The organism is Pseudomonas oligotrophica, from assembly GCF_021726475.1.
Taxonomy (GTDB): Bacteria; Pseudomonadota; Gammaproteobacteria; order Pseudomonadales; family Pseudomonadaceae; genus Stutzerimonas; species Stutzerimonas oligotrophica.
On sequence record NZ_JAKJRU010000005.1, the window covers coordinates 203,952 to 230,051 of the forward strand.

At 67.7% G+C, this 26,100-nt stretch carries 23 protein-coding genes; 18 read left to right on the forward strand and 5 right to left on the reverse strand.

The genetic code is table 11. The annotated features are described in order from the left end of the window. The first annotated feature begins 12 nt into the window (after positions 1-12). Genes L3N39_RS12305 through L3N39_RS12315 form a run of 3 tightly spaced genes read left to right on the forward strand, consistent with a single transcriptional unit; the run spans position 13 to position 5,155 of the window. Positions 13-3,159, forward strand: coding sequence for an efflux RND transporter permease subunit (locus L3N39_RS12305; protein WP_237257626.1), 3,147 nt, complete (start codon positions 13-15; stop codon positions 3,157-3,159). Next, a complete protein-coding gene (locus tag L3N39_RS12310) occupies positions 3,156-4,580 on the forward strand; it encodes an efflux transporter outer membrane subunit (RefSeq protein ID WP_237257627.1) in 1,425 nt (474 codons plus the stop codon). Before L3N39_RS12305 ends, L3N39_RS12310 begins: the two co-directional genes overlap by 4 nt. Before the next feature lie 50 nt (positions 4,581-4,630). Beyond that, positions 4,631-5,155 (forward strand): acyloxyacyl hydrolase, encoded by a 525-nt coding sequence (locus tag L3N39_RS12315; protein WP_431978026.1) that lies wholly within the window; start codon positions 4,631-4,633, stop codon positions 5,153-5,155. A 28-nt stretch (positions 5,156-5,183) separates the two neighbouring features. Here the strand turns inward: L3N39_RS12315 and L3N39_RS12320 are convergent, their stop codons facing one another. The 3 genes from L3N39_RS12320 to rfbD all read right to left on the reverse strand — a co-directional run bounded on the left by L3N39_RS12320 (position 5,184) and on the right by rfbD (position 9,214). Next, positions 5,184-6,245, reverse strand: a complete 1,062-nt coding sequence (locus L3N39_RS12320; protein ID WP_173267137.1) for an acyltransferase family protein — start codon at positions 6,243-6,245, stop codon at positions 5,184-5,186. A 269-nt stretch (positions 6,246-6,514) separates the two neighbouring features. Next, the gene (locus L3N39_RS12325) at positions 6,515-8,002 is read right to left on the reverse strand and encodes a SulP family inorganic anion transporter (RefSeq protein WP_237257629.1); all 1,488 of its coding nucleotides are present in this window, start codon (positions 8,000-8,002) and stop codon (positions 6,515-6,517) included. 309 nt (positions 8,003-8,311) lie between these two features. After that, positions 8,312-9,214: a dTDP-4-dehydrorhamnose reductase gene (gene rfbD / locus L3N39_RS12330; RefSeq protein WP_237257630.1), complete on the reverse strand. Its 903-nt coding sequence runs from the start codon at positions 9,212-9,214 to the stop codon at positions 8,312-8,314. Between the two features lie 174 nt (positions 9,215-9,388). Between rfbD and L3N39_RS12335 the strand changes: the two genes are divergently transcribed. Next, positions 9,389-10,672: an arsenic transporter gene (locus L3N39_RS12335; RefSeq protein ID WP_237257631.1), complete on the forward strand. Its 1,284-nt coding sequence runs from the start codon at positions 9,389-9,391 to the stop codon at positions 10,670-10,672. A 13-nt stretch (positions 10,673-10,685) separates the two neighbouring features. Here L3N39_RS12335 and L3N39_RS12340 read toward each other — a convergent pair whose 3' ends face one another. Both L3N39_RS12340 and L3N39_RS12345 read right to left on the reverse strand, forming a co-directional pair. Beyond that, complete coding sequence (locus tag L3N39_RS12340; protein WP_237257632.1) at positions 10,686-12,260, reverse strand: sensor domain-containing diguanylate cyclase; 1,575 nt, start codon at positions 12,258-12,260, stop codon at positions 10,686-10,688. Positions 12,261-12,340: 80 nt separating this feature from the next. Further along, a complete protein-coding gene (locus L3N39_RS12345) occupies positions 12,341-13,201 on the reverse strand; it encodes a helix-turn-helix domain-containing protein (protein WP_237257633.1) in 861 nt (286 codons plus the stop codon). Between the two features lie 283 nt (positions 13,202-13,484). Here L3N39_RS12345 and L3N39_RS12350 point away from each other — a divergent pair, with 283 nt between their 5' ends. The 14 genes from L3N39_RS12350 to L3N39_RS12415 are packed head-to-tail and all read left to right on the forward strand — an operon-like array spanning position 13,485 to position 26,091. Continuing rightward, on the forward strand, positions 13,485-13,673 hold the full coding sequence (locus tag L3N39_RS12350; RefSeq protein ID WP_237257634.1) for a Flp family type IVb pilin: 189 nt from the start codon (positions 13,485-13,487) through the stop codon (positions 13,671-13,673). Further along, positions 13,673-14,167 carry an A24 family peptidase gene (locus L3N39_RS12355; protein ID WP_237257635.1) on the forward strand — a complete coding sequence of 165 codons (495 nt, stop codon included), beginning with the start codon at positions 13,673-13,675 and terminating at the stop codon, positions 14,165-14,167. Before L3N39_RS12350 ends, L3N39_RS12355 begins: the two co-directional genes overlap by 1 nt. A 10-nt stretch (positions 14,168-14,177) precedes the next feature. Continuing rightward, the gene (locus tag L3N39_RS12360) at positions 14,178-15,533 is read left to right on the forward strand and encodes a DUF8689 domain-containing protein (RefSeq protein ID WP_237257636.1); all 1,356 of its coding nucleotides are present in this window, start codon (positions 14,178-14,180) and stop codon (positions 15,531-15,533) included. Then, the gene (cpaB, locus tag L3N39_RS12365; protein ID WP_237257637.1) at positions 15,509-16,297 is read left to right on the forward strand and encodes a Flp pilus assembly protein CpaB; all 789 of its coding nucleotides are present in this window, start codon (positions 15,509-15,511) and stop codon (positions 16,295-16,297) included. Before L3N39_RS12360 ends, cpaB begins: the two co-directional genes overlap by 25 nt. A gap of 49 nt (positions 16,298-16,346) precedes the next feature. Continuing rightward, on the forward strand, positions 16,347-17,858 hold the full coding sequence (locus L3N39_RS12370) for a type II and III secretion system protein family protein (protein ID WP_237257638.1): 1,512 nt from the start codon (positions 16,347-16,349) through the stop codon (positions 17,856-17,858). 13 nt (positions 17,859-17,871) lie between these two features. Then, positions 17,872-18,138: a hypothetical protein gene (locus tag L3N39_RS12375; protein ID WP_237257639.1), complete on the forward strand. Its 267-nt coding sequence runs from the start codon at positions 17,872-17,874 to the stop codon at positions 18,136-18,138. 12 nt (positions 18,139-18,150) lie between these two features. Next, positions 18,151-19,482 carry a TadE/TadG family type IV pilus assembly protein gene (locus L3N39_RS12380; RefSeq protein WP_237257640.1) on the forward strand — a complete coding sequence of 444 codons (1,332 nt, stop codon included), beginning with the start codon at positions 18,151-18,153 and terminating at the stop codon, positions 19,480-19,482. Positions 19,483-19,494: 12 nt separating this feature from the next. Beyond that, complete coding sequence (locus L3N39_RS12385; protein WP_237257641.1) at positions 19,495-19,959, forward strand: TadE/TadG family type IV pilus assembly protein; 465 nt, start codon at positions 19,495-19,497, stop codon at positions 19,957-19,959. After that, positions 19,959-20,456: a TadE/TadG family type IV pilus assembly protein gene (locus L3N39_RS12390; protein WP_237257642.1), complete on the forward strand. Its 498-nt coding sequence runs from the start codon at positions 19,959-19,961 to the stop codon at positions 20,454-20,456. The genes L3N39_RS12385 and L3N39_RS12390 overlap by 1 nt, the downstream gene beginning before the upstream one ends. Continuing rightward, the gene (locus tag L3N39_RS12395; RefSeq protein WP_237257643.1) at positions 20,450-21,667 is read left to right on the forward strand and encodes an AAA family ATPase; all 1,218 of its coding nucleotides are present in this window, start codon (positions 20,450-20,452) and stop codon (positions 21,665-21,667) included. Before L3N39_RS12390 ends, L3N39_RS12395 begins: the two co-directional genes overlap by 7 nt. A gap of 3 nt (positions 21,668-21,670) precedes the next feature. Next, the gene (locus L3N39_RS12400; RefSeq protein WP_237257644.1) at positions 21,671-23,101 is read left to right on the forward strand and encodes a TadA family conjugal transfer-associated ATPase; all 1,431 of its coding nucleotides are present in this window, start codon (positions 21,671-21,673) and stop codon (positions 23,099-23,101) included. Continuing rightward, positions 23,098-24,084: a type II secretion system F family protein gene (locus L3N39_RS12405; RefSeq protein ID WP_237257645.1), complete on the forward strand. Its 987-nt coding sequence runs from the start codon at positions 23,098-23,100 to the stop codon at positions 24,082-24,084. Before L3N39_RS12400 ends, L3N39_RS12405 begins: the two co-directional genes overlap by 4 nt. A gap of 14 nt (positions 24,085-24,098) precedes the next feature. Beyond that, the gene (locus tag L3N39_RS12410) at positions 24,099-25,067 is read left to right on the forward strand and encodes a type II secretion system F family protein (RefSeq protein ID WP_237257646.1); all 969 of its coding nucleotides are present in this window, start codon (positions 24,099-24,101) and stop codon (positions 25,065-25,067) included. A 1-nt stretch (position 25,068) separates the two neighbouring features. Then, positions 25,069-26,091 carry a tetratricopeptide repeat protein gene (locus L3N39_RS12415; protein ID WP_237257647.1) on the forward strand — a complete coding sequence of 341 codons (1,023 nt, stop codon included), beginning with the start codon at positions 25,069-25,071 and terminating at the stop codon, positions 26,089-26,091. Positions 26,092-26,100: the final 9 nt, after the last annotated feature.

Sequence of the window (26,100 nt, forward strand, 5' to 3'; positions counted from 1 at the left end):
AGCAAGCCGTACATGTCCCGTTTTTTCATTGACCGGCCGATCTTCGCCTGGGTGCTGGCGATCGTCGCCATGCTCGCCGGCGCGTTGTCGCTGGTGAAAATGCCGATCAGCCAGTACCCCAACATCGCCGCCCCGGCCGTGGCCATCGCCGTGTCCTATCCCGGCGCCTCCGCGCAGACCGTGCAGGACACCGTGGTCCAGGTCATCGAGCAGCAGCTCAGCGGCCTCGACGGCTTCCGCTACATGTCCGCGGAGAGCAATTCCGACGGCAGCATGATGATCATCGTGACCTTCGAGCAGGGCACCAACCCGGACATCGCCCAGGTGCAGGTGCAGAACAAACTGCAGCTGGCCACCCCGCGTCTGCCCGAGGAGGTGCAGCGCCAGGGCCTGCGCGTGGTGAAGTACCAGAAGAACTTCTTCCTGATCATCGGTCTGGCCGATACCACCGGCAAGATGAGCAACTTCGACCTCGGCAACCTGATCGCCTCGCAGCTGCAGGACCCGATCTCGCGCATCGACGGTGTCGGCGACTACCTGCTGTTCGGCTCGCCCTACGCCATGCGCATCTGGCTCGAACCGGCCAAGCTCAACAGCTACCAGCTGACGCCTGGCGACGTCGCCAATGCCATCCGCGAACAGAACGTGCAGGTGTCCTCCGGCCAGCTCGGCGGTCTGCCGACGCTCAGCGGCGTGCAGCTCAACGCCACGGTGCTGGGCAAGACGCGCATGACCACGCCCGAGGAGTTCGAGGAAATCCTGGTCAAGGTCAAGGCCGACGGCTCGCAGGTGCGCGTCAAGGACATCGCCCGCGTCGAGCTGGGTGCCGACAACTTCTCCATTTCCAGCAAGCGCAACGGCGAACCCTCGGCGGGCCTGGCGCTGCGCCTGGCTTCCGGCGGCAACCTGCTGGAGACCGTGGCCGCGGTGAAGGCCGCGATGGAGAAACAGAAGGCCTACCTGCCCGAAGGCGTCGAGGTGGTCTATCCCTATGACACCACGCCGGTGGTGGAAGCCTCGATCAGCTCGGTGGTGCACACCATCATCGAGGCGGTGGTGCTGGTGTTCCTGGTGATGTACCTGTTCCTGCAGAACTTCCGCGCCACGCTGATTCCGACCCTCGCGGTGCCGGTCGTGCTGCTCGGCGCCTTCGCGCTGCTGCCGTACTTCGGCCTGAGCATCAACGTGCTGACCATGTACGCGATGGTGCTGGCCATCGGTCTGCTGGTGGACGATGCCATTGTGGTGGTGGAGAACGTCGAGCGCCTGATGCACGAGGAGGGCCTGTCGCCGCTGGAAGCCACGCGCAAGTCGATGGGGCAGATCCAGGGTGCGCTGGTCGGCATCGGCCTGGTGCTGTCGGCGGTGTTCGTGCCGATGGCCTTCTTCGGCGGTTCGGCGGGGATCATCTACAAGCAGTTCGCCGTGACCATCGTGCTATGCATGGGCCTGTCGGTGCTGGTCGCGCTGATCTTCACCCCGGCGCTGTGCGCCACCATCCTGAAGAAGCCCAAAGGCGACGCCCACCACGAGAAGAAGGGCTTCTTCGGCTGGTTCAACCGCACCTTCGAGCGCGGCACCACCCGTTTCGAGCGCGGTGTCGGCGGCATGCTCAAGCACCGCGGGCGCTACCTGCTGGCCTTCGTACTGATCACTGCCGGCACCGGCTACCTGTTCACCCAGATTCCCAAGGCCTTCCTGCCCAACGAGGACCAGGGCCTGATGATGGTGGAAGTGCGCATGCCGGTTAACTCCTCCGCAGAGCGCACCGGTGCGGTACTTCAGCAGGTGCAGGACTATCTGAAGGAAGAGGAAGGCGAGCTGATTCAGCACGTGCTGACCGTCAACGGCTTCAACTTCGCCGGTCGTGGGCAGAACTCCGGCCTCGGTCTGGTCATGCTCAAGGGCTGGGACCAGCGCGCCGCGCAGGGTCAGGACGTGTTCAGCATCGCCGAGCGCGCCAACGCCCATTTCGCGACGATCAAGGACGCCACCGTGATGGCCTTCGTGCCGCCGGCGATCCTGGAAATGGGTAACGCGATGGGTTTCAACCTTTATCTGCAGGACAACGCCGGCGTCGGTCATGCGGCATTGATGGAGGCGCGCAACCAGTTCCTGCAACTGGCCGGCGAGCATCCGAAGCTGCGCGCGGTGCGCCCCAACGGCAAGGACGACGAGCCGCAGTTCCAGGTCAACATCGACGACGAGAAGGCCCGCGCGCTGCAGGTCAGCATCGCATCGATCAACCAGACCATGTCGGCGGCCTGGGGCTCGATGTACGTCAACGACTTCATCGACCGCGGCCGGGTCAAGCGCGTGTATATCCAGGGCGAGGAGACCGCGCGCATCACGCCGGAGGATTTCGACAAGTGGTACGTGCGCAACGCCCTCGGCGAGATGGTGCCGTTCTCGGCCTTCGCCACCGGCGAATGGACCTTCGGCTCGCCCAAGCTGGAGCGCTACGGCGGCATCTCCTCGGTGGAAATCCTCGGCGAACCGGCACCGGGCTACAGCACCGGTGACGCGATGATCGCCATCGCCGAGATCATGCAGCAGCTGCCGTCAGGCATCGGCCTGAGCTACACCGGCCTGTCCTACGAGGAGATCCAGACCGGCGACCAGGCGCCGATGCTCTACGCGCTGACCGTGCTGATCGTGTTCCTCTGCCTGGCGGCGCTCTACGAGAGCTGGTCGGTGCCGGCGGCGGTGATGCTGGTGGTGCCGCTGGGCATCCTCGGCTCGGTGCTCGCCACGCTGTTCCGGGATCTCACCGCCGACGTCTATTTCCAGATCGGCCTGATGACCACGGTCGGCCTGTCGGCGAAGAACGCCATCCTCATCGTCGAGTTCGCCAAGGACCTTTATGAGAAGGAAGGCATGCCGCTGGTCCAGGCGGCGGTGCACGCGGCGCGTCTGCGCCTGCGCCCCATCGTCATGACCTCGCTGGCGTTCACCTTCGGCGTGCTGCCAATGGCCCTGGCCAGTGGCGCCGGCGCCGGCAGCCAGCATTCGGTGGCGACCGGGGTGGTCGGCGGGATGATTACCGCCACCGTGCTTGCGGTGTTCTTCGTGCCGCTGTTCTACGTGGTGGTGGTCAAGCTCTTCGAGGGCCGCAAGAAGCCGCACGCCGTTGCCGAAGCCGAAGGAGAAACCGCATGAAGTTCAAGCCTTTGACCCTCGCGGTTGCCCTGGCACTGGGCGGCTGCAGTCTGATCCCGCAGTACGAGCGACCGCAGGCGCCGATCGAGGCCGACTGGCCGCAGGGCGCGGCGTACGATCAGGCGGAGCAGGGCGACACGCGCGCGGCCGATCTGCGCTGGCAGGAGTTTTTCCGCGACGCCGCGCTGCGCGAGCTGATCGGCGTGGCGCTGCAGAACAGCCGCGACCTGCGTCAGGCCGCGCTGAACGTCGAGGCCTACCGCGCGTTGCACCGCATCCAGCGTGCCGAGCTGTTCCCCGGCGTCGACGCGGGCGGCAGTGGCAGTCGCCAGCGCCTGCCGGACGACCTCTCGCCGACCGGCGAGGCGGGTATCCAGAGCCGCTATGACGTGGGGCTGGGCGTATCCTACGAGCTGGACGCCTTCGGCCGCATCCGCAGCCTCAGCCGCGCCGCGCTGGAGCAGTACCTGGCCAGCGAAGAAGCCCAGCGCAGCGTGCACATCGCCCTGGTCGGCGACGTCGCCACCGCCTATTTCGCCTGGCGCACCGACCAGGCGCTGCTGGGGCTGACCGAGGCCACGCTGGAAAGCTACCGGCAGAGCCTGTCGCTGATCGAAGCCAGTGCCGAAGCCGGCACCGCCTCGGAGCTGGACGTGCGCCAGGCGCGCACCCTGGTCGATCAGGCGCGTACGCAAAAGGCGCTGTATACCCGGCTCATCGCCGAGGATGCCAACGCCCTGCGCCTGTTGCTGGGGGCGGCGATTCCGCGCGATCTACCGGCTGGTGGCAAGCTGCAGATGGATACGCTGGCCGACTTCCCCGCCGGGCTGCCGGCCGATCTGCTGCTGCGTCGCCCCGACATCCGCGCCGCGGAGCACCGCCTGCTGGCCGCCAACGCCAACATCGGCGCGGCGCGCGCGGCGTTCTTCCCGAGCATCAGCCTGACCGGCAGCGCCGGCACCGCCAGCAGCGAACTGGACGGTCTGTTCGACGGCGGTTCCGGCGCCTGGAGTCTGGTTCCTCGGATCAACCTGCCGATCTTCACGGCCGGGCGGTTGAAGGCCAACCTCGACTACGCCGAGATCCAGAAGGACATCCACGTCGCGGCTTACGAAAAGGCCATCCAGACCGCCTTCCGCGAAGTCGCCGACGGCCTCGCCGCGCGCGGTACCTACGACGAACAGGTACAGGCGCAGAGCGATCTGGTCGACAATAACCGCGCCTACTACCAGCTGGCCCGCCAGCGTTACGACGAGGGCGTGGACACCTACCTCACCGTGCTCGACGCCCAGCGCCAGCTGTTCGCCTCCCAGCGCCAGCTGCTCAGCGACCAGTTGCTGCAGCTCGAGCGCGAGGTGCGGCTGTACAAGGCACTTGGCGGTGGCTGGCATCCAGCCGAGCCGCTCGCTGCCCGCCATTGAGCGCAGGGGCCGCGGCCCCTGCCTTGTTCCATCCAGACCGAAGAAGGAGTCTGCCCTTGAGATTCGAGTTGTTGCTGCCCGGCGCCCTGGCGCTGGGGCTGGTTGCATTCCCCGCCCATGCCACCGAGCTGTCCGTCGCCCTTGGCGCGACGGGGCAGGGCGACACGACCATCCGCACCGCCCTGGCGCTGGAATGGAACAAGCACTGGTGGCAGAGCGCGACAGGCCGCCTGGGTGGCTACTGGGATACGGCATACACCTACTGGGACGGCGGTGACGAAGCATCCGCCGCCCACTCGCTGTCGTTCAGCCCGGTGCTCACCTATGAATTCGCCGGCTTTCGCTACACGCCGTATGTCGAAGCGGGCATCGGCGTGGCGCTGTTCTCCAAGACCGATGTCGGCGAGCAGCAGCTGGGCTCGTCGTTCAACTTCGAGGACCGTCTCGGCCTCGGCCTGAGGCTGCCCGGCGAGCGCACGCTGGGCCTGCGCGCGATGCACTACTCCAACGCCGGGCTCAAGCAGCCGAACGACGGCATCGAGTCCTACTCGCTGTTCTACAGCCAGGCGTTCTGAGGGGCAGCCGCTCCTGGCACCTGTGCGATCAAGTCGAGGCGGTTCGGTCTGCCTTGACGGTCGCCGGCGCCGCCAGGCGCTTCAGACGAAGCGCCGGCTGCTCCACCAGTTTCCATGACAGCACGGCGAAACACAGCGTGATCGTCAGGCTGAGCAGGGCGAAGAGCGGAATGCTGAGCTGTGCGCCTAACCAATGCATGATCAACTGCTGCACCGGGAAGCCGAAGATGTACATGCCGTAGGAAAAATCGCCATGTTTGCCGAAGTTGGCCAGCCCCGGAATGGGCAGATAGGCGAAATAGATGACCAGATACGGCAGCGTGAACAGGTGGATGATGAACCAGCTGGCATGACCTAGGGCGAGCAGGGAGCCGGCCAGGCAGGCGACCGCAATACGGCCATCCCAGGGAACCGACTTGCGAATCATGTACAGCGCGGAGCCGGCGAGGAAAAACATGCCCAGGCGCGAAAGCTTGACCAGGGTGACGCTTTCGATACCCAGCATCGGGAGCAGCACGAAGTGCGCCACTGCAAAGGCCGCGAGCGCCAGCATGATCATGCTCCCGCGCAGCAAGCGAAGAATGCCGAGCGCCAGAATGCCGCAGTACATCAGGCCCTCGAGCGGCAAGGTCCAGAACGAACCATTGACCACTTCCGGGAACGGATTGCCAGAGAACACGCCTGGCAGATCATAGCTGGTCACCATGAACAGATTGCTGAGGAAAGCAGCTGTCTGCGGATGGGTGAAATATTCCGCCAGCGGCAATTGGGTGGCCAAGGGACCGATGATCAGCACGGCAAATGCGACGGAAAAGGCCAGCCCGGGAAATATGCGCAGGGCGCGCTTGAGGACGAAACCGACGTTGCTGCTGCCGTGGAGGTAGGACGCGGTGATCAGGAAGCCACTGATGACGAAGAAGGCATCGACAGCCAGATCGGCGACATCGGTGTGCCCGGTGAAATGTCGCAGCGGTTCTTCCGGCAGGCGGCCGCTGAGCCAGTAGCTGTGCCCGACCAGGACAAGGCAGGCGGCGACGAAGCGCAGGAAATCGAAGTTGTTGTTTCTGGAACCAAAGGTCATCTGTTTCATGAGAGTGCTCCTTGCGAGTGAAGGCTGCGGTGACTTCCCTGCGTGGCAGCTCGCAATGTTCGAACGGATGATCTGTTGTTTGGTTCACATTTTTTTACATTCTTCCTGTTCTTCGACCCGCAGTCGGCGTTCGCGTTTCTGGGTGTCGCACATAGGCAGTGGCGCCCCGATGGGCGCTGGCTGGCCCAGGTCCGCACAACCACGCACCGCAACCGAGGAAGGAGCGCCGTCGATGCAAGCCATTACTCCCGGCAGGTTCTTGCCGTTGCTCAGTGGCTCATGAGGTTATCGATCGCATCCGGTTTGTCGTGCGCGGCGAAGCGGTCGACGATGGTGGCGCTGGCTTCGTTCAGGCCGAGCACGGTGACAGCCGTGCCTTCGCGCCGGAATTTGAGGACCACCTTGTCCAGCGCGGCGACTGCAGTGATATCCCAGAAATGAGCCCGGTTCAGGTCGATGGTGACCTGTTCCAGTGCTGCCTTGAAGTCGAAGGCGTTGACGAACTTGTCCGACGAGCTGAAGAACACCTGGCCCACCACCCGGTAGGTGCAATGTCGACCGCTTGCGTCGATATCGGCGCTGATATGCAGGAAATGGCCGACCTTGTTGGCGAAGAACAGCGAGGCAAGGAGCACTCCCGCGAGAACACCGTAGGCCAGGTTGTGGGTTGCCACTACCACCATGACCGTGACGATCATGACGATGTTGGTCGAAAGCGGGTGCTTGCGCAGGTTGCGTAGCGAGTCCCAGCTGAACGTGCCGATCGACACCATGATCATCACCGCCACCAGGGCGGCCATCGGTATCAGGCTGACCCAGTCGCTCAGAAAGACCACCATCAGCAGCAACACGACGCCAGCGACCAGCGTCGACAGCCGCGTGCGCCCGCCGGACTTCACGTTGATCACCGATTGGCCAATCATCGCGCAGCCAGCCATGCCGCCGAACAGGCCGGAAAAGATGTTGGCAACGCCCTGGCCCTTGCACTCGCGGTTCTTGTCGCTGCCGGTGTCGGTCAGGTCATCGACGATGGTGGCGGTCATCAGCGACTCGAGCAGGCCCACCACCGCGAGTGCGGCGGCGTAGGGAAAGATGATCGCCAGCGTCTCGAGGTTCAGCGGCACCTCGGGCCAGAGGAAAACTGGCAGCGTATCCGGCAATTCGCCCATGTCGCCGACGGTGCGGATATCGAGACCGAGGTACACCGCCACTGCTGTCATCGACAGGATGCAGACCAGCGGCGAGGGGATCACCTTGCCGACCTTGGGTACGTAGGGAAACAGATAGATAATGCCCAGGCCCGCCGCGGTCATCGCGTAGACATGCCAGCTAACCCCGGTCAGTTCCGGCAGTTGGGCCATGAAGATGAGGATGGCCAGCGCATTGACGAAGCCGGTCACGACCGAACGCGAAACGAAGCGCATCAGCGAGCCCAGCCGCAGGTAGCCGGCGCCGATCTGCAGCACCCCGCACAGCAGGGTGGCGGCCAGCAGGTATTGCAGGCCGTGCTCCTTGACCAGCGTCACCATCAGCAATGCCATGGCGCCAGTGGCGGCGGAGATCATCCCCGGCCGGCCACCGACGAAGGCGATCACCACCGCGATGCAGAACGAGGCGTAGAGGCCGACCTTCGGATCGACGCCGGCGATGATCGAGAATGCGATGGCTTCCGGGATCAGCGCCAGCGCAACGACGAGGCCTGCAAGCACGTCGCCGCGGAGGTTGGAGAGCCAGGTTTGTTTCAACGAATGCAGCATCGGATGTCCCAGGGCAATGGATCATGCGGCACGGGCCAGTGCTGGCCGGGGCGGCGGATCGGTTTCGAATTGTGATTCAGGTTGGCGTTTGCCGCGGCTGTCTGGGCGACGCGCAGCAAGAAGCAGCCGCCGACAGGTCAGCTGGCTGGAAAGGGGCAGCACGGTGGGCTATGGCGGCGTAGGCAGCCAGCGGTGGAGCAGGGTCGGCATGAGCGATTGGGGAGGTTGCGAGTCACGATCGGGGCGCGAGTGTAACGCAGCGGGCCCGCCCTCGCGACCCGCTGTCGCAGGGCGACCCCTGGTGACCGGTTAGCCTGCGAGCCGGTGAGCGCCCTGTTCGCTCAAGGCGTCGATCAGCTGCGCAAGGTCGGCCGACCACTCGACGGTATCCAGGCCGAAGCTGGTCTCGAAGCGGCTGCAATCGAGCACCGACCAGGCTGGCCGGCGGGCTGGCGTCGGGTATTGGCTTGTCGGAATGGCCACGAGCTTCGGTATCCGCTGTATCAGTCCGGCCTGTTTCGCTTGACGAAAGATTTCGCAGGCAAACGCATGCCAGGAGCAGGGCGAGCGTCCGCTGTAGTGATACAACCCCCACGCCAGTTCCCCGCCAGTGACATGACGATGCGCCAGCTCGAGGAGGACCGAGGCAATCCGCTCGGCGCTGGTGGGGCAGCCGATCTGGTCGTCGACTACCCGCAGCTCGGGCCTGGCGCCCAGGCGCAGCATGGATTTGACGAAGTTGCCGCCATGTTCGCCGTAGACCCAGCTGGTACGAAGGATCAGGTGTCTTTCCAGGCGCTGTGCAACGGCACGCTCACCCTCGAGCTTGCTGGCGCCATAGACCCCGAGTGGGGCCGTGCGGTCGCTTTCTTTGTAGGGGCTGCGGGCCTGACCATCGAACACGTAGTCGGTGGAGAGATGGAACAGCGGTATCGCGAGCCCGGCGGCGGCCCCGGCCAGCAGCGCTGCGCCGTCTCGGTTGACGGCATAGGCGAGCCGGGCATTGCCTTCGGCGGCATCCACCTGGGTGAACGCTGCCGCATTGATGATCAGACCCGGGCGCAACCGCTCGACGGTTCGCTGCACCTGCCGGGCATCGGTCAGATCCATTTGCTGGTGAGACATGCCGATGACGTCCAGCCCGCGCGCCTGCGCTTGTGTCGTCAGGCTGCGACCGATCTGCCCGGTGGCTCCGCAGACAAGGATCTTCAATTGGCATTCCTCGCGGTACTGGTTTCTCTCGAATCCATGGGAGTGCCGGCAATCGAGAACGTTCCGCGACATGCAGTTTCGACAAGGTTGCCTATATAGTGCGTCGCCGCGCAGAACCGCCTCGTCTCCTGGGCTGCCGGTAGCTGCACAGACCCGCCGGAGAATCATCGCATCATGACCATCGCCATCATCATTTTCGTCGTCACCATCGTCCTGGTGATCTGGCAGCCGCGCGGGCTGGGCGTCGGCTGGAGCGCGAGCCTCGGCGCGCTGCTGGCGCTGGCCGCCGGGGTGGTGCAGCTGGCCGACATTCCGGTGGTCTGGGCCATCATCTGGAACGCCACCGGCGCCTTCATCGCGATCATCGTCATCAGCCTGCTGCTCGACGAGGCAGGCTTCTTCCAGTGGGCCGCGCTGCACATGGCGCGGCTGGCCGGCGGCAGCGGGCGGCGGTTGTTCGTCTACTGCGTGCTGCTCGGCGCGGCGGTGTCGGCACTGTTCGCCAATGACGGCGCCGCGCTGATCCTCACCCCCATCGTCATCTCCATGCTGCTGGCGCTGCGCTTTTCGCCGGGGGCGACCCTGGCTTTCGTCATGGCTGCCGGCTTCATCGCCGATACCGCCAGCGTGCCGCTGGTGGTGTCGAACCTGGTCAACATCGTCTCGGCGGACTTCTTCGGCATCGGCTTCGCCCGCTACGCCTCGGTGATGCTGCCGGTGAACCTGGTCAGCGTCGCCGCGTCCCTGGCGGTGCTGCTGTTGTACTTTCGCCGCGACATCCCGGCGCGCTTCGAGGCCGCCATGCTGCACGAACCGGCACTGTACGTGCGCGACCGCGTGACCTTCCGCGTCGGTTGGGTGGTGCTGGTCGTGCTGCTGCTGGCGTTGTTCGGGCTGGAGCCGCTGGGCGTGCCGATCAGCCTGGTGGCGGCAGTCTGCGCCGCCGCGCTGCTGGTGGTGGCCGGGCGCGGGCAGGTGATCTCCACGCGCCGGGTGCTGCGCGGCGCGCCCTGGCAGGTGGTGGTGTTCTCGCTGGGCATGTACCTGGTGGTCTACGGCCTGAGCAATGCCGGGCTGACCGACCACCTGACCGCGGCGCTGGAATTCTCCGCCGGCTACGGCGTGTTCGGCGCGGCGCTGGGCACCGGCCTGCTCACGGCGCTGCTCTCGTCACTGATGAACAACCTGCCGAGCGTGCTGGTCGGCGCGCTGGCCATCGACGCCACGCAGACCACCGGCGCGGTGCGCGAGGCGATGATCTACGCCAACGTGGTCGGTTGCGACCTGGGCCCGAAGATCACGCCGATCGGCAGCCTGGCGACGCTGCTCTGGCTGCACGTGCTGGCGAGCAAGGGCGTGCGGGTGAGCTGGGGCTACTACTTCCGCGTCGGCATCGTGCTGACGCTGCCGGTGCTGCTGGCGACCCTGGCCGCGCTGGCACTGCGCCTGTCGCTCTGAGCGCGATCGGCGCTCAGGGCGCGTCGCCGGCGACCGCCAGGCGGTTGCCACCGGCCTGCCGTGCGCGTTGCAACGCCTCGTCGGCCTGCTTGAAGACCTCTTCGGGGCTTTCGCCGTGGGCCGGCCAGGCCGCCACGCCGAGCGATAGCGTGACGCCGCCCAACGGCCCCGGCGGCAGCGCTTCGACGGCCTGGCGCAGGCGTTCGGCGACCCGGCTGGCCGCCGCGGCGTCGGCCTCGGGCAGCAGCAGGAGGAATTCGTCGCCGGCGCAGCGGCAGGGCAGGTCGCCAGGGCCGGCGCAGTTGCGCAGCTGTTCGGCGACCTCGCGCAGCAGTGCGTCGCCGCGCTCATGGCCCAGGTTGTCGTTGAGCTGGCGGAAGTGGTCGATGTCCAGGTCGATCACCGCGAAGGGCTGTTGCTCGGCGCGCAGCTGTTCGATGCTGGCGGTCAGGCCGCGGCGGTTGCGCAGCCCGGTCAGCGGGTCGAGCTGAACCTCGAGGTTGAGCTTGCCGATCTTCTGGTGCAGTAGGCTGGCGCCGATCAGCAGGGCGCGCCTGAACTGCGCCGCCTCGAAGTACCAGGGACGCACCCGGCGCAGGCGCTCCAGCGCTTCCGGGGCGTCCAGCTCCGTGGCTGCGCCGGCGAGCTGGCGCAGCGGGCGGACCAGCAGGCTGGCGAGCAGGCCGACCAGCAGCAGGGTGAGCAGGGCCATCGGCGCGGTCTCGCCCAGCACCTCCAGCATCAGTCCGTCCAGTTCGCGCAGGGTCACCTCGGTGGGGCGCTGGGCGACCACGCCCCAGCCGCTGCTGGGGACCATGGCGTAGCCGGCGAGCATGTCCATGCCCTGGCTGTTGATCAGCCGGCGGCTGCCGTTCTCGCCCCAGAGCACGGCATCGATCACCGAGTTGGCGCCGACCACGGTGCCGAGCCGTTCCAGCTGCGGGTGGTAGAGCAGGCGCCGCTCGCGGTCCACTACATAGATGTAGGAGCCGTCCTTGTAGAAGTGTTCGCCGAGCAGCGCCGACAGCGCCCCGCCGCGCTTGAGATGAACCGCGCCGCCGATGTAGCCGAGGTACTTGCCGGCGGGGTCGAACACCGGCTGGGAGATGAATACCGTCAGGTGGTCGCGGCTGGAGACGTAGGGCGCGCTGACCAGCGCGCGGCGTTGTTGCAGGGCTTCGCGGCTGCCGGGGTTGTCCAGCCGCTCGCCCTTGAGGTAGCGCGAGGCCGGCGACGCGGCGCGGACCACGCCGCTGGCATCGACCACCAGCACGGTGTTGAAGCGGCGCACCTGCATGCGGATGCGCCGGGCCTCGTCCTGCAGCGCCTGGTCATCGCCGAAGCGGCTGGAGATCTGCCCCGAGGAATAGCCGAGCTGCTGGCGCGAGTTGGCGAAGAACTCCTCGGTGATGTCCGCCAGCTTGGTGGCGTAGACACGGTTGGCCTCCAGGGTACTGTCGATCAGCATCTGGCGCTGGACCTGGAAGCTGGCATACAGGCCGATGGCTAGCGCGGCGAAGGTCGCCAGTACCGCGAGCAGAACCACCGACCGTCCCAGGTCGATGCGAAACATCCGTGCAAAAGGCATGACTACTCGTTTCTGGATACAACAGACGGTCATGTTAGGGGCTTTGGCGGCTTAGCTCCAGCCAGCGGCCATGCCTGCGGTCAGACGGCGAAGGGCAGCCCGGGGTTGGCGGAGGGCTGTTCGTCGTCGCGGCGCGTGGCATGGTCCAGCTCGCCGATGGCTCGCCGCGTCGCCGGCTGGCAGCTGTCGCGGTATTCGCTGGGGGTGCAGCCGGTGAACTGCTTGAAGGCGCGGGCGAAATACGACGGATCGCGAAAGCCCGCGGCGTAGCCGATGCTGGTGATCGGCATCTGGCTGTTGAGCAGGCGCTGCTTGGCGAATTCCATGCGCTTGTGCTGGATGTAGTCGACGTAGCCGAGGCCGAGCGATTCCTTGAACAGCCGGCTGAAGCGCGACGGTGTCATCTCGCAGAGTTCGGCCAGCTCCTTTTGCTCGATGTTGTCTCGGTAGTGCGCCTCGATATGGCGCAGTGCCGGCGCCAGGCGCTGGTATTTGAGCGAGGGCGCGGCCAGGCGGATGCTGTCGGGCAAGGTCGGCCGGTGGTCGACGCGCTGGTGGCAACCCTGGCGGCGCAGCTGGCAGAGCTGCTCCAGGCAGGTGCGGTAGCGCGCCAGCTCGGCGGGCTCCAGCGGTAGCACGAGGTATTCCCAGATGCGCGCCCGCATCGCCCAGACCGCCAGTTCCTCGGAGTGCTGCACGGTGAACATGGTGATCGGCACCGAGGGCGCCAGGCGCTTGAGTTCCAGGGCGAGGTTCAGGCTGCGCGAGTCGGGCTGGTCGTAATGCAGGCAGAGCATGTCGACGCCGCAGCCATCGCCGATCGACTCCGCCGGCACCAGGCGGCAGTGGTAATCGCTGAAGCGGCGCATCAGCTCGGGTGTCGAGTGGTCGTGGGTCAGGTCGACCCAGCGCAGCACCGGGTACATCGCAGTGTCGGACATCAGGCTCGCTCGCTTGCAACGACGCGCTGAGTATTGGCCAAGTGCCATCCGTTACCAGGTATTAATCCTGATTAAAGATCAAAACTTCTTGGCGCGCGCCAGCAAAGTGCCATTGCTGGGGTTCTCGCCCTGCGCGCGGATTAGTCCTTGGTTGAGGGGAGCAGAAAAATCCTAGCGATCGGCAATTGGCTCCTAACCCGCCCCCCGGGTAGCTCACTAGGCTCGAATCAGGCAACGCGCTGGTGCGTTACCGCTCGGGACAATCACACGAAAGGTGAGCGACATGAAAATTCAGGCAATCAAGGAAGCAATCGGCCGGTTCGCCCGGGACGAGGAAGGCTTGACGATGGTGGAGTACGCCGTGGCGGGTGGGTTGATCACGCTAGCCGCAATTGGTGCGTTCACCAGCCTTGGTACGGCTGTGGCGGAGACGATCCAAGGAATCGTCGATAAGTTGGATCCTCCGGCTTAATGGCCTTGCTACTGATCCCCCTGCTATTGGCCGCGCTGGTCAGCGACCTCTGGCGGCGCCGTATTCCCAACACGCTGGTACTGCTGGGAATCGCCGTGGCGCTCGGGGGGCAGTACCTCACCGGTGGCCTGCCGGCTCTGGGAAACGGCCTGCTCGGCATGCTGGTCGGCTTCGGACTGTTCCTGCCGCTGTACGCCTTCGGCGGCATGGCAGCCGGCGATGTGAAGCTGATGGCCATGGTCGGCGCCTTCCTGACCCCGGCGCTGGCGCTGCAGGCGACCGCGGCCAGCCTGGTCGCCGGCCTGGCCTGTGCGCTGCTGCTGGTACTGGTGCAGGGCCAGGCGGGGCAACTGCTGACACGTTACTACCTGATGGCGCGGACCGGGACCTACCTGCGGCCGCAGCAGGGGGAGGTGGCCGCCCGGCCGTTCCCCTACGCGGTGGCCATCTGCCTCGGAACCGCGGTGACCGGCATCTGGCAAACCATTGCCTGAGGATACGGCTATGCAGGATGCAAACCTCGATGCACAAGCGCCGAGCCTGCGCGAACTCGTGCAGCGCCTGGCACCGCCGCCGCGCAGCATTGCCGATACGGGCCTTGGCGAGCAGTTCCTCGCCGACCTGCTGGGCAAGCACCTGCTCGATGCCGGCGCGCTGGACCTGCCGCGCATGGCCTCGCGCCTGGCCCTGCCGGGCGTGGTGCTCGACGAGGTGCTGGCCGGCCTGCGCCGCGATGGCCGCGTCGAGGTGCTTGGCGTCGGCCAGGGCCAGGCGTTGCGCTTCGGCCTGACCGAGCGTGGCCGCCAGGCCGCCCGCGACGCCCTGCAGCGCAGCGGCTACCAGGGGCCGGCGCCGTTCCCGGTGGATGCCTACCGCAGCCTGCTGCGCCTGCAGAGCGTGCACCACGCGCGGGTAGATCACGCGGCGATCCGCCTGGCGATGCGCGATGCGGTGCTCACCGAGGACATGCTCGACCGCCTCGGCGTAGCGCTCAATTCCAGCCGCGCGCTGATGATCTACGGCCCGCCCGGCAGCGGGAAGACCTTCGTCGCCAGCCGCCTGATCCGCCTGTTCGAGGAGGCGATCTGGATTCCCCATGCGATCGCCGTCGACGATGCCGTGGTGCCCATCCACGACAGCCAGATCCACCGCCGCCTCGACAGCGGCCCCGAGCAGAACGACCTGCTGCTCGGCGAGGGCATCGACCGTCGCCTGCTGTCCTGCCTGCGCCCGCAGGTGCGCGTCGGCGGCGAACTGAAGATGGACCAGCTGGACATCCGCCACGACCCGGTGAGCCGGCTGTACCACGCGCCGCTGCAGCTGAAGGCGGCCAACGGCCTGTTCGTGATCGACGACCTCGGCCGCCAGCAGATGCCCGCCGAGGAAGTCTTCAACCGCTGGATCGTGCCGCTCGAGGAGCAGTTGGACTTCCTCAGTTTCGGCGGCGGCCGCCACTGCAGCCTGCCGTTCGACGTGCTGCTGGTGCTGTCGACCAACTTCAACCCGCTCGACCTGGCCGACAACGCCTTCCTGCGGCGCATCGGCCACAAGCTGCGCTTCGACTACCCGGACGCCGCCGACTTCGAGCGCATCTGGCGCATGGCCGCGGCGCGGCTTGAGCTGGCGTTCGACGCCGGACTGTTCGGCTACGCGCTGGACGCGCTGTACCGGCCCTCGGCGATCCCGCTGTCGCCCTGCCATCCGCGCGACCTGCTCGGCATGGCCAGCGACCGGCGGCGCTACCTGGACGGCGGCGGCGGGCCGACCCGCGAGGACCTCGCCTGGGCCTGGCAGAACTACTTCATCCGCAACGACAGTGAACAAGGAGAGCAGCCATGGGCTCGCGCAACGTCGGTCTAGTCGCACTCTCGCTGGTCCTGGGGCTTGGCGCCGCCTGGCTGGCCAACGGCTGGCTGAACAACCGGCTGCAGGCCGCCCCGGACGACAAGCAGCGCGACGTGGTGGTCGCCACCATGGAGATTCCCTTCGGCCAGATGATCGAGGCGCGCCAGCTGGCGCTGGTGCGCATGCCGCGCGACACCGTGCCCGACGATGCCTTCGGCGCGGTCGAGGAGGTGACCGGCAAGATCGCCACCTTCGGCCTGCTGCGCGGCGACATGCTGCGCCAGCCGCGGGTCGCCGAGCACCTGGGCGGCAGCACCCTGGCCTCGCTGATCGACAAGAACAAGCGTGCCGTCTCGGTGCGCGTCGACGATGTGGTGGGGGTCGGCGGCTTCCTCCTGCCGGGCAACCGCGTCGACGTGCTGGCCACCCGCCGGGTGGGCAACGGCGAGGAATCCCAGGCCAAGACCATTCTCGAGGACCTGCGCGTGCTGGCCGTCGACCAGACCGCCAGCACCGACAAGACCCAGCCGGTGGTGGTGCGCGCGGTGACCCTGGAGATGGACCCGGCCGAGGCGGAGAAGCTGGTCAAGGCGATGAGCGAGGGCCAGCTGCAACTGGCGCTGCGTAACCCGCTGGACAACTCGCGCAAGCCCGCCGAGGCGGTCCCGGTGGCGCAGCCGGTGGCTACCGCACCGCGCCCGGCGCCCCGGCGCGTGCCTGTCGAGGGGGCAGGCGTGACCGTCATCCGTGGCACCGACGTGAACAGAGTCAAGTTGTAGCTCGCTCGGCGCCCGCCGCGGGCGGGCCGGAAGAACAAGGAGAACTGCCATGAAATCAGTGCGAACCGCCACTGCCGTCGCCCTGTTGCTGCTGGCCGGCGCGGTGCCGGCGCTGGTCGCCGCCGCCGAACCACAGCCGGCCGTCAGCGCGGCTGCCGTGGTCAACGGCAACGGCGTCAAGGTGCCGATCTACCAATCGCGGGTCATCACCACCCGGGCGCCGGTCAAGCGCATTTCGGTGGGCAACCCGGCCATCGCCGACATCCTCATCACCACACCGACCCAGCTGTACCTGCTCGGCCGCTCGCTGGGCAGCACCAACGTGCTGCTGTGGGATGCGCGCGACCGCCTGATCGACACCCTCGAGCTACAGGTGGTGCACGACCTCGGTGGGCTCAAGGCCCAGCTGCACGAAATCCTGCCCAAGGAGTCCATCGAGGTCACCAGCGCCCAGGGCGCCCTGGTGCTGCGCGGCCAGGTCAGCAGCGCGGCGGCGATGGACACCGCGCTCAAGCTCGCCACCAGCTACGCCGCGGCCAGCACGCCGCAGGCCGACGCCGGGCGCGGCGGGGCCGGGGCCGAGCGGCCCAAGGCCAAGGCGCCGGAGGTGATCAACCTGATGAGCGTCGGCGGCAGCCAGCAGGTGATGCTGGAGGTGAAGGTCGCCGAGATGCAGCGCAACCTGTTCAAGAACCTCAACGTGCGCTTCAACGCGCTGGACTTCGGCTCGTCCTCGCGCTGGTCCAGCGGCGGCTTCAACGGCGGTGCGGGCCTGGGCATCAACGAGGACGGCCTGCTCGACCCGACCACGCTGTTCGGCGACGGCAAGGGCATCTTCGGCCAGTTCCTCTCCGACGAGTTCCTCTTCAACGTGGTGCTCGAGGCCTCCAAGGACAACGGCAGCGCCAAGGTGCTGGCCGAGCCGACGCTGACCACGCTCACCGGCCAGCAGGCCGAATTCATCTCCGGCGGCGAGTTCCCGGTGCCGATCACCGAGGACGACGGCATCACCATCGAATACAAGGAATTCGGCGTCGGCGTGAAGTTCCTCCCGGTGGTGCTCGATTCCGGGCGCATCAACCTCAACCTCAACGTCTCGGTCAGCGAACTCTCCAACACCAACTCGCTGGTGCTCGACACCGGCCTGCAGAGCGTGCTGGGCGACGGCGTGACCCAGGTCATTCCCTCGCTGACCAAGCGCAGCGCGCAGTCGACCGTGGAGCTGCGCGACGGGCAGACCATCGCCATCGCCGGCCTGATCAGCGAGAACAGCCGCGACTTCGTCAGCCGCTTCCCCGGCCTGGGCGACCTGCCGGTGCTGGGCATGCTGTTTCGCAGCCAGCAGTTCGTCAATGGCGAGACCGAGCTGGTGATCCTCGTCACGCCGCACCTGGCCAAGCCGGTGGACGCCCGCGCGGTGCGCCTGCCGACCGACGATTTCGTGCCGCCGAGCGACCTGGAGTTCTACCTGCTGGGCAAGACCAAGGGCAGCCAGCCCGGGCGTAGCGTGCCGGTCAGCCTGGGGGTCAGCGAAGGGCGTTTCGGTCATGACCTGCAATAACGGGAGCCACGCCATGAAAGCCATCCTGCTTCTGGGCAGCAGCCTGCTGCTCACCGCCTGCATGAGTTACGACGAGGCGCGCGTCGGGCCGCTGGGCAGCACCGTCCAGGCGGTGCACTACCAGCAGATCGCCGACCCGGTGCTGGCCGCCAACCCCGGCGAGCAGATCCCGCCGGCGCTCGACGGGCCGCTGACCGAGCGCGTGGTCAAGGGCTATCGCGAAGCCAGCGGCGACGCGAAGCAGGTGTCCGAACCGATCCAGATCCGCTTCGAGCGCTGAGGCCAGGCGACCATGAACAGCCTTCCTGCACGGCCTGCATGGCCAGTCCGCCAGCGCGGCGCGGTGATGCTGCTGGTGACCATCGCCATGCTGGCGATCCTGGCGATGGGCGCCCTGGCGCTGGATGGCGGCCACATGCTGGTGAACAAGGCGCGCCTGCAGAACGCGGTGGATGCCGCGGCACTCAGTGGCGCCAAGACCCTGCAGCAGATGAGCGGCGCCAGCAACGCGGCGAGCCAGACCCGCGCCGCGGCGCTCGACACCCTGGCGCTGAACGCCCAGGCCGCCGGCAACGGCGAGCTGGCGCAGGCGCTGGCCGAGGGCGGCACCGGCTTTGCGCTGGTGGAGCTGGCGACCAGCGTCTACGGGCCGTTCTCCTACCCGGGGCCGCTGGCGGCGCGCTACGTGCGCGTGTCGGTGCCCAGCGAGCGGCTGCAGGGTTTCTTCTGGCCGATCCTCTCGGTGTTCTCCGACCAGCCGCCGGAGAAGGCGGTCGCCGCCATCGCCACGGCCGGGCCGAGCCCGACCAGCCCATGCAACATCGCGCCGCTGATGGTATGCGGCAACCCCAATCAGTACGACCCGGATAATGGGCTGTTCTGGGGCTACAGCTTCGGCGGTCTGGAGGTGCTCAAGGGGGCGGCTGGCAACGAGTCGGCCATCGGCCCCGGCAATTTCCAGCTGATCCGCCTGGGCGATAGCAGTGGCGCGGCGGATGTCCGCGAGGCGCTGGCCGGCGGTATCTCCCAGTGCAACAGCGTCGGCGAGTCGGTGGAAACCGAGCCGGGCAACACCGTCGGTCCGGTGTCGCAGGGCTTCAACACGCGCTTCGGCCAGTACAGCGGCTCGCTGTCCAGCAGTGCCGCCAGTTATCCGCCGGATCTGGTCACCGACTACAGCTCGCCGCGAATGACCTACAACGACGGCACCGGCAAGGCGGAGTATGAGGGCCGCGAGGTGAGCGCCAGCAATGGCGACCTGAGCACTTCTACCACGGCGCTGCTGGACTACAACGACTGGCAGCGGCGCGTGGCCGGATGCCCCAGCGGCTGTCGCAACGACGGCGTGTTCGAGCGGCGCGTACTGAAGATCGTGGTCGGTAACTGCACCGGCGCCTCTGGCGGGCAGACCTCGGTGCCGGTACTGGGCTTCGGTTGCTTCTTCCTGGTCCAGCCGCTGCCGACCGGCACCGGCAACCAGGCGCAGATATTTGGCCAGTTCATCCGTGAATGCGAAGGCGACAACGTGCCGGACATCAATCCGGTGGAAGACGCCGGCCCGCAGATCATCCAGCTGTACAAGACCTATATCGACAACACGCGCACGCCCAGCGACGACTCCTGAGGGGAGGCCAGCATGCAAGCGATCAAGCTTCCGGCGGTTCGTCGCCAGCGCGGCCTGGCGATGGTCGAGTTCGCCATCACCGTGCCGCTGCTGCTGCTCCTGCTGCTGGCCTTCGGCGAGCTGGGACGCCTGCTGTTCCAGTACAACGAACTGGTCCAGGCCAGCCGCGACTCCAGCCGCTACCTCTCGGCCCAGGCCTGGAACCGCACCCTCGGGCGCATCGACCTGAACGCCGGGTTGCTCGCGCAGACGCGCAACCTGGCGGTGTACGGCAGCCCCTCGGCCAGCGGCGAGCCGCGCCTGCAAGGGCTCGACGGCGAGGCCGTGGAGATCGCCCCGGTCGGTGCCAACCATGTGCGGGTGACGCTGCGCTATGCCTACCAGCCGGTCATCGGCAACGGCCTGCCGGCGCTGGTCGGCGAGGCGATCCCGCTGCAGCTGACCCTGCAGGCCAGCACCGTGATGAGGGCGCTGTGATGAATGCGAGGCGGATGCGCGGGGTGTACCTGGTGGAGTTCGCCATCGTCGGGCTGCTGTTGTTCGTCGTGCTGTTCGGCGCGCTGGAACTCGGCCGCCTGGCCTTCACGGTCAACGCGCTGAACGAGACCGTGCGCCGCGGCGCGCGCCTGGCCGCGGTGTGCGACATCAGCGATCCGCGCGTGCTGCGCCGGGCGATGTTCAACGCAGCCGACAGCGATAGCACCACCAGCAGCCTGATCGGCGGGCTGGACAGCTCGCAGATGAGCCTGAGCTACCTGGACGCCAACGGCAGCCCGGTCGCCAGCCCCGGCACGGCCACCGGCTTCGGCCAGATCCGCTACGTGCGCCTGCGCGTGGAGGGCTTCGTCTTCGACCTGCTGATCCCCGGCATGCAGCAGGCGCTGACCCTGCCGGCCTTCGAATCGACGCTGCCCAGGGAAAGCCTGGGCCGCCAACCCGACGCCAATGAAGTACCGGAGATAACGCCATGCTGAAACTCGTCGACGGCGACGCAGCGATACGGCCCGACGTCCATGCCCTGCAGCTGTTGATCAGCGGGCGTGACGCGCAATCGCTCGCCAGTTTCAAGGACATGGCCCAGGGCCTGCCCGGCTACCGCATCAGCACCCGGCTGGTGAGCAACGGCCACACCGACCCGCTGTATGGCGTCGACCCGTTGCCCGACGTGCTGGTGCTGCACCTCAGCCAGCTGTGGCGCGACGAACTCGGCGCGCTGCTGCAGCGCGAGCGCGGGCGCCGGCCGCCGCTGCTGATCTGCGGCCCGCTGGAGAACCGCGAGGCGGTGCGCCTGGCCATGCAGGCCGGCGCGCGCGACTTCCTGCCCGAGCCGGTGGTGCCCGGCGAGCTGCGCGCCGCACTGCTGCGCCTGGTGACCGAGACCCGCAGCGGCGCGCAGCACGGCGGCCGGCTGATCGCGGTGATCAACGCCAAGGGCGGCTCCGGTGCCACGCTGATCGCCTGCAACCTGGCGCACCAGCTGAGCATCCAGGGCGGCAAGAGCCTGCTGCTGGACCTGGACCTGCAGTTCGGCAGCGTCGCCCATGCCTTCGACGTGAGCCCCGCCCACGGCCCGGTGGATGTGCTGCAGCGCGCCGACAGCCTCGACGGCGTGGCGCTGCACGGTTTTTGCAGCCACTTCAGCGGCACCCTCGACGTGCTCGGCGTGCGCAGCGGCGAGCTGTGCCTGAGCCAGGACGTGCCGCTGGAACAGCTCGAGACGCTGCTGGACCTGGCGCGCAACAGTTACGACTGGACGGTGGTCGACCTGCCGCGGCACATCGACCACCTCACCGGCGTCACCCTGGAAAAGGCCGACCGGGTGTACCTGGTGCTGCAACAGAGCGTCGGGCACCTGAAGGACGCGGCGCGCCTGTGGCGCATCCTGCGTGACGACCTCGGCGTGCCGGCCGGGCAGATCGAGGTGGTGGTCAACCGCTACGAGAAGTCTGCTCCGGTGAGCCTGCGTGACATCGGCGAGGCGCTGCGTTGCGAGCGGGTGGTGACGTTGCCCAACGACTATGCCGTCGCCAGCGAGAGCCAGAACGCCGGTATCCCGCTGGAGCTCAAGGCGCCGCGCGCGGCGATCACCCGCGGCATCCGCCAGTTCGGCCAGCAGCTGGTTGGCGAGCAGCACAGGGATGACAGCCTGTTCAAACGCACCATCGGCCGACTGTTCAGGGGGTAGACCATGTTGAGCGAATTTCGCAGCCGTCTGCAGCGCGCTGCCCGTCCCGCGGCCGAGGCCGCCACCACCGCGCCGGCGCCGGACGCCGTGCAGGGCATGGCCTGGGAGGCCGAGACGCCCGAGCAGCCATACCAGACGCGCAGCCAGCTGAGCCCGCTGGAAAGCGACTGGCGCGAGCGCATCTACCAGTTGCTGCTCAAGGTCATGGACCTGTCGCTGCTCGACTCGCTGGAGCCGGCCGAGGCGAGCCGGCAGATCCGCGAGATCTGCCAGCGCCTGCTCGACGAGCAGGCCGCGCCGGTGAGCCTGGCCGCGCGCCAGGCGATCATCGCGCAGATCAGCGACGAGGTACTGGGCCTCGGCCCGCTCGAACCGCTGCTGGCCGACACCACCATTTCCGACATCCTGGTCAACGGCCATGCCTCGGTGTACGTCGAGCGCCACGGCAAGCTGCAGCGCACCGACGTGCGCTTTCGCGACGACCGCCACCTGCTCAACATCATCGACCGCATCGTCTCGTCCCTCGGCCGGCGCATCGACGAATCCTCGCCGCTGGTGGACGCGCGGCTGAAGGACGGTTCGCGGGTCAACGCGATCATCCCGCCGCTGGCCATCGATGGGCCGAGCCTGTCGATCCGCCGTTTCGCCGTCGACCTGCTCAACGCCGACGCGCTGGTGCAGATGGGCACCCTGACCCCGGCCATCGCCCTGGTGCTCAAGGCCATCGTCCGTGGCCGGCTCAACGTGCTGGTCTCCGGCGGCACCGGCACCGGCAAGACCACCATGCTCAACGTGCTGTCGAGCTTCATCGGGCACAACGAGCGCATCGTCACCATCGAGGACTCCGCCGAGCTGCAGCTGCAGCAGCCGCATGTGGTGCGCCTGGAGACGCGGCCGGCGAACATCGAGGGGCGCGGCGAGATCAACCAGCGCGAGCTGGTGCGCAACGCTCTGCGCATGCGCCCGGACCGCATCGTCATCGGCGAGGTGCGCGGCGGCGAGGCGCTGGACATGCTGGCGGCGATGAACACCGGCCACGACGGCTCGCTGACCACCATTCACGCCAACACCCCGCGCGATGCCCTGGGGCGGATCGAGAACATGGTCTCGATGACCGGCGCGACCTTTCCGATGAAGGCGCTGCGCCAGCAGATCGCCTCGGCGATCGACGTGGTCATCCAGCTCGAGCGCCAGGAGGACGGCCGGCGGCGGTTGGTCAGCGTGCAGGAGATCAACGGCATGGAGGGCGACATCATCACCATGACCGAGATCTTCACCTTCGAGCGGCGCGGCATCGGCGAGGGCGGCGAGGTGCTCGGCGAGTATCGCCCCACCGGCATGGTACCGGCGTTCCGCGAGAGCCTGGCCAAGCGCGGCATCGACCTGCCGCTGACGTTGTTCCGCCCTGACTGGATGGAGGCCATGCAGCCATGAACGGGTTGTCCGGCGAGTTCCTGCTGATCTTCCTCGGCATGGTCTTCCTGGCGGTGTTCCTGCTCAGCCAGGGGGTGACGATCCCGGTGTTCGGCGAAGCCGGCAAGGTGCGCAAGCGCATCCGCGAGCGCCTGCGCATCCTCGAGCACGGCGGCTCCGGCGAGAGCCTGCAGTCGCTGCTGCGGCAGAAGTACCTCAAGCGCCTGTCGCCGCTGGAGGCCCGGCTGGAACAGCTGCCGGGCATGGAACGGCTGGGGCGGATGATCGAGCAGGCCGGGCTGCATCACCTGGCCTACCGGGTGGTCGCGCTCGGCCTGCTGCTGGCGCTGGCCGCGGCCGCCGGCATCTGGCTGCTGACCCAGCTCTGGTGGGCCGCGGCGGCCGTTGCGCTGGCGCTGTTCTGGGTGCCGGTGCTGCACATCGGCCGTGCGCGTGCCCAGCGCTTCGCCCGCTTCGAGGAAGGCCTGCCCGATGCGCTGGACGCCATGTGCCGCGCGCTGCGTGCCGGCCACCCGTTCAACGAGACCCTGCGCCTGGTGGCCGACGAGCAGAAGGGCCCGGTGGCCGAGGAATTCGGCCTGGCCTTCGCCGACATCGCCTACGGCAACGACGTGCGCCGGGCGATGCTCGGGCTGCTCGAGCGCATGCCGAGCATGACGGTGATGCTGCTGGTGACCTCGATCCTCATCCACCGCGACACCGGCGGCAACCTCACCGAGGTGCTCGAGCGCCTGAGCCGCCTGGTGCGCAGCCGGTTCCGCTTCCAGCGCAAGGTGCGCACGCTGTCGGCCGAGGGGCGCATGTCGGCCTGGGTGCTGATCTCGGTGCCCTTCGTGCTGGCCGCCGGGATCATGCTGACCACGCCCGGCTACCTGCCGATGCTGGTCAACGAGCCGCTGGGGCGCAAGCTGGCGCTGGCCGCCTTCGTCGCCATGCTGCTGGGCATCTTCTGGATCCGCCGCATCGTGCGCATCCAGGTCTAGGGGAGGGGAGCGCCATGGACTACCTGCTGAGCCTGATCAGTGCATCGGTGCAGGACGAGGCGATGGTGCGGCTGATCTTCAGCCTGGCCATCGGTGCCAGCGCGGTGCTGGTGTTCGCCGCGCTCGGGCTGGTGGCGGCCGGCCTGCAGGATCCGGTGCGCCGGCGCCTGCTGGCGATCCGTCGCAGCCAGGGTGGTGCGGCGATGCCGACCCAGGCCTCCGGCGGCCTGCAGCTGCTGGTTGCCCAGCTGGGCCAGCGTTTCGTCGCCAGTGACGAGGCCGCGCCCAGCGCCACGCGCCTGCGCCTGATCCAGGCCGGTTATCGCTCGCTCTCCGCGCCACAGCTGTACTGGGCCTGGCGTCTGCTGCTGCCGCTGTGCCTGTTCGGCGCCGCGATCATGGCGCTGCCGCTGCTCAGCGGGCTGTCGCTGCTGCAGGTGATCCTGCTCGCGGCGGTGCTGGCCGGCGCCGGCTGGCTGCTGCCGGCGATGGTGGTGGACAAGCGCCGGGCGGCGCGGATCAACCGGCTGCGCCAGGCCTTCCCCGATGCGCTGGATCTGATGGTGGTGTGCGTCGAGTCCGGCCTGGCGCTGCCCCAGGCCATCGAGCGCGTCGCCGAGGAACTGGCGGTCAGCCACGGCGAACTGGCCGAGGAGCTGGCGCTGGTCAACGCCGAGATCCGCGCCGGCATCTCCAGTGCCGATGCGCTGCGCAACCTCGCCGAGCGCACCGGGCTGGAAGACATCGGCGGGCTGATCAGCCTGCTGGCACAGAGCATCCGCTTCGGCAGCAGCGTGGCCGACACGCTGCGCATCTACGCCGAGGAGTTTCGCGACCGGCGCACCCAGGCGGCCGAGGAGCAGGCGGCGAAGATTGGCACCAAGCTGGTCTTCCCGCTGATCTTCTGCCTGTGGCCGAGCTTTTTCCTGGTGGCCATCGGTCCGGCCATCATCGGTGTACTCAAGGCATTCGGGAGGCTGTGACATGAAAAGGCTCGCACTATTGCTGGCAGTGAGCGGCGCGCTCGTCGGCTGCCAGAGCTTCGACGCGCCCCAGGGCATGCGCTCGGTGTACTCGGGCGACAACTCGGTGCTCTACCAGGTGCGCAAGCAGGCCGGCAGCGCCGACCAGGCGATGCAGCTGGCCGACATGGCCTACCGTGGCGGTGATCTCGACCAGGCGCTTTACCTCTATCTGCGCACGCTGGAACTGGAACCCAAGCGGCATGCGGCGCTGGTGGCGGTCGGGCGCATCCACCGCGAGCGCGGCAACAGCCAGCTGGCGGAGATGGCGCTGAACGAGGTGCTGCAGAAGGCGCCGGACGACATCGAAGCGCTGGCCGAGCTGGGCCTGTTGCGCCTGGCGCAGCGCGACAGCGGGGCAGCGCGCAGCCTGCTCGAGCGGGCGGTGCGGTTGGACCAGCAGCGGCTGGGCGCGCCGGCACCGGAGGCTGCGCTGTCGCCGGCGGGACTGTCGGTAGACAAGGCCTCGCCAGTGCGCCTGTACAACGCCCTCGGCGTGCTCGCCGACCTCGGCTCGGCCTTCGCCGAGGCCGAGGGCTACTACCGCCTGGCCCTGCAGATCGACCCGCGCTCGCCGCTGGTGCAGAACAGCCAGGCCTATTCCTACTACCTGGCCGGGCGCTGGGACGCCGCCGAGCGCCTGTACCGGCGCGCCATCGACCAGTCGCCAGGCTACTCGCCGCTGCTGCGCAACTTCGGCCTGCTGCTGGCGCGTGCTGGCCGCTACGAGGAAGCCATCGCCACCTTCGAGCGCAGCAGCAATCGCGCCGAGGCCAGCAACGAGGTGGGCTATATCTGTCTGGTCGAGGGCCGGCTCGACGAGGCCGAGCAGTTCTTCCGCAGCGCGCTGGAGCTGTCGCCGGGGCACTACGCGGTTGCGGCGGGAAATCTGGAGCGGGTCGGCCAGCTACGCCGGTTGCGCCACCTGCAGGCGCCGGCCGACGAGCTCGCCGCACGCGTCGCGGTGGACGGGGCGAGCTACTGAGAACAGAAA